The organism is Tepidanaerobacter sp. EBM-38 (assembly GCA_001896545.1).
GTDB lineage: Bacteria > Bacillota > Thermosediminibacteria > Thermosediminibacterales > Tepidanaerobacteraceae > Tepidanaerobacter.
This window is the reverse complement of record MPOT01000064.1, coordinates 1-3,761: the sequence shown is the minus strand read 5'-3', so window position 1 is coordinate 3,761 and position 3,761 is coordinate 1. Positions and strand designations below refer to the sequence as shown.

Genomic DNA, 3,761 nt, shown 5'->3' with positions numbered 1-3,761 from the left:
GGAAAAGTTTGTCCAGACTGGTTTTGCGAAAAAGTTTTTTTAGGAAGAGCTTTCATCCTTTGTCAGATATGGTTTATGTTTTTCATGCGTCAGCACTGTCAGCTATGGCCATAACTAGTTATAGTGACTTAAAACAGAATCTTATTAAAGCCGAAGTAGCAAAACTAAATGAAGATGTTATAATTAAAGCCAAGCAATTAATCAGTGAAATGGATGATGAGCAATTTAGCAGTTTTATTGCAGAATATGTTAGTAGTTCTGAAAAAGAATTTGGAATAGTTAAGGAAGAACTCAAATTGCTAGGAGTAGAACTGGAAGGGGATAATAATTCAATAAAAACCGATAGTATACATCCTCGCGATGTTGATTTTTCAGTATATACGTTTAAAAGATCGGGTCAGTCGCAGCGCTATATTCAGGCACTTTTAGAATTCAATAAGAAGCCATATTATCCGGGCACTTATGATTTATTAAGTGTGGAATGGGATTCGTCTATGGCTTCATATTGGGCTAGCACATGCAGCGGGGAAATTGACAAACATGATTCCAGTAAAAGAAATCAAGGAATAGTAATTTTCTATGTCATGGATAGGTTTATTAAATCTGGAGATTATGTGTATGCCACAGTGCAAGTTATTGGTGAGGACACTGGATGGCTAGACTATTCTTCAAGATATGCACATACATTTGCAACGACAGATGTTGAGAGAAGTCATGCTACTGAATTTAGTTATACACCAAATGAACTCCCTTCAATAAAATATAGTTTTAAACTCAATCTTAGGTCGGATGAAGACTCATGGTATATCGATAGAGATAATTCCGTAAAAATCTAAGTTAAAAAAACTTGTAAGGTGAAGCTATGAAGAATCGAAAGTTCATATTAATTTTTGTTGTTGCTGTTTTAATGGTGTTGATTTTTGCGTACAAAAACCGCTTGGACTTTATGTCTAAAAAGACTCAAATAGAAAATATGGATGACGAGGAATTCGCAAGCTTTATTGCGGATTATGTCAATCATTCCGGAAAGGGTTTTTCAAGTGTTCAGAAGGAGTTAAGGGCATTGGGCGTAGAAATAGAAAAGAGCAGTTTACTGCATCAAGAAACGGATATGGATATGTATATGTATATATTTAAAAGACTGGCAAAGCCGCAGTACTACTTGCAGACATATCTAAAGTTTCATAAAACACCTAAAAACCCTGGCACTTATGACTTTTTGAGCATTGAATGGAATCAGGATACGGCATCTCATTGGACCAGTACTTGCAGCGGGGAGATTGATAAACATGACTCTTCTTATAGGGGAATGATTGTATACTATGTCTTCGATGGATTTATTAAGGCCGGAGACTCTTTATATGCCACAGTGCTGGTAACCCCGGAAAAAAGCGGAATACTTAACTTTTCGTCCAAGTACGCCCATACCTTTTCCGTAAACAGCTCGGATAAAGCCGGCGATGTCGCTAAATTCAAGGGTATAAAAAAGAGTGGCACTCAAAACTATACCTATGAGGTGGTGCTGTCGGATAGTGAAGAGGTAATATATCTAAAGCAAGATATGTCGGTAAACGTATATTGACTTGCAAATGGTTCAATAAATATTTGAGGGCACCGTCATTAAAACAGATTCGGTGCCTTTTTTATCAACCTTTGTGATAGCCAAAATAAAAGTCAAGAAAACATCTTGACTTTTATTTTTTTATAAGTTACTATGTATGTAGTGTATTAATACTACTAGTACACTACATACAAAATGCCGTTGGAGGTGAAAAATTGATTGATATAGATGTAACCAGCAGCACGCCTATTTATGTGCAAATTGTAAACAGTATAAAAGAAGGAATATTAAAAGGCGTGTTTGAACCGGGGGAAAAGCTGCCGTCGGTTAGGGATATGGCCAAGATGATGACTTTAAACCCAAATACTGTTCAAAAAGCATATAAGGAACTGGAGAGGGAGAAAGTGGTGGTTACGATTCAGGGTAGAGGAACATTTATTTCTGAAGAATATAAGCCCAGAAAGGACGAACATAAGCTGAATGAAGTAAAGGAGATATTTAAAAAAGGAATAATTGAGGCATTTTATATGGGGTTTAATAAGGAAGAGTTGATTAATCTTATTAGAAATTTAATAGATGAAATGGAGGGATTTGATAGCAATGATAGAAATAAAGGATTTGAATAAATATTTAGGTAAAGATAAGATACTTGATGATATAAACATTCATGTCAATAAAGGCTCCATATATGGATTGATAGGGCCTAACGGGGCGGGTAAAACAACCTTGATAAAGAACTTAGTAGATATATATAAACCGGAAAAAGGTGAGGTGCTAATCTCTGGCGAGAACATCAAAGACAATGCCAAGATAAAGTCCAGACTTGGCTATGTATCAGATTATCAGTATTTTTATCCTTCTTTTAAAATCCATGAGATAGTCGAGTTTTATAAAGATGCTTACCCGTTTTGGAGTGATGAAAGATATATTCAATTAATGAAGCTTTTCAAGCTTGACGGCAATAAAAAAATCAAATATTTATCAAAGGGCATGAAAACACAGCTTGCTATACTTTTGAGCTTATCTATAATGCCTAATGTACTTATATTAGATGAACCCACATCGGGTTTAGATCCTGTTGTTAAGCAAAAGGTTTTAAATTTAATTGTAGATGAAGTAAGTGCAAATGAAACTACAGTTTTGATTTCAAGCCACAATTTAGGGCAATTGGAACAAATTTGCGACCATATCGGCATTATCCATGAAGGCAAGATGTTGCTGGAAGATAGTGTAGAAAATCTAAAAAGTAATGTGAGAAAGATTCAAGTTGCATTTAAAGGTGAGTTTCCAGAGGAGATAAAGAGCAATGAACATATACTAAAAATAGAAACTATCGGCAAAATACATCAAATAGTAGTGAAGGATAATCTTGAGACTGTAATAGATGCGATTAAAAAATGCAATCCTATTTTATTGGAAACGATAGATATGTCTCTTGAAGAGATTTTTATATACAAGATGGGAGTTGAAGGCTATGACTTTACAGACATTGCCATTTAATAAGGCTTTACTGAAAAAGGACTGGAAAATGACTAAATGGCTGTGCTTTGCGGTAGCAGGCATATTATTTTTTACGATGACTTTAGGCGTGATAAATACATACAACAATTATCAAAGAACAATTCAAGAAATGGAAAAACACCCGGAATGGTACGCGGGCTATGATAAAGATGAATACAAAGCCGAGTTAAAGAATCTTTTACAAGATAAATTTAAACAACTATCAGGTATGGGAGCAATGTTAGTAGTATTTACACCCATGGCAGCTGCGGCACTTCTATTTGGAGAGGAAAAGCGAAAAAAGACATTCGAAATACTTGCGACTATGCCATTTAGCCGTACAGAAATCTTTTTTAATAAGGTTGTAATAGCTTTTGTAAATGCTATTTTGCCGTTTTTAATAAATGCGGTGATAATGGCAGCGGCTCTATGGTTTTCAAAAGGTTTAAGGGATTTTTACTCAGCAGGTATGGTAATGTCCTGGTTTGGAGCAGATGCCTTTAGATTATTTGTTATATTGAGTTTCTCACTGCTTTTTGCAAGTTTGACAGGTACTTCAATATCCCAGTTAGTGCTGACTATTATATTTTTCATATTCCCGATAGGTTTTACAGGATTGCTGTATATGAATATGGCGATGTGGGGATATCGCATAGCTGTAATTGACGAGTTTTTAAATATTTTTGGGTCATATACTATG

5 protein-coding genes are annotated in these 3,761 nt (G+C 35.1%); all 5 read left to right on the top strand.

Going from position 1 to position 3,761, the window contains the following annotated elements; translation table 11 throughout:
• Nucleotides 1–836: hypothetical protein (locus BUC45_RS07525; protein ID WP_296971342.1), on the top strand; the 836-nt coding region annotated here is incomplete at its 5' end.
• Between the two features lie 110 nt (nucleotides 837–946).
• Nucleotides 947–1,582, top strand: a complete 636-nt coding sequence (locus BUC45_RS07520) for a hypothetical protein (RefSeq protein WP_296971340.1) — start codon at nucleotides 947–949, stop codon at nucleotides 1,580–1,582.
• Between the two features lie 194 nt (nucleotides 1,583–1,776).
• Complete coding sequence (locus BUC45_RS07515; protein WP_013778778.1) at nucleotides 1,777–2,187, top strand: GntR family transcriptional regulator; 411 nt, start codon at nucleotides 1,777–1,779, stop codon at nucleotides 2,185–2,187.
• Entirely contained in the window at nucleotides 2,138–3,061 is a 924-nt protein-coding gene (locus BUC45_RS07510; RefSeq protein WP_023211542.1) for an ABC transporter ATP-binding protein, read from the top strand. The genes BUC45_RS07515 and BUC45_RS07510 overlap by 50 nt, the downstream gene beginning before the upstream one ends.
• Nucleotides 3,036–3,761 (top strand): ABC transporter permease (locus BUC45_RS07505; RefSeq protein WP_296971339.1); only part of this gene is annotated, 726 nt, incomplete at its 3' end. The genes BUC45_RS07510 and BUC45_RS07505, both read left to right, overlap by 26 nt.

Coding starts and splice junctions, on each gene's coding strand:
- BUC45_RS07520 (WP_296971340.1), top strand. CDS start 947: ATGTCTAAAAAGACTCAAATAGAAAATATGGATGACGAGGAATTCGCA.
- BUC45_RS07510 (WP_023211542.1), top strand. CDS start 2,138: ATGAAATGGAGGGATTTGATAGCAATGATAGAAATAAAGGATTTGAAT.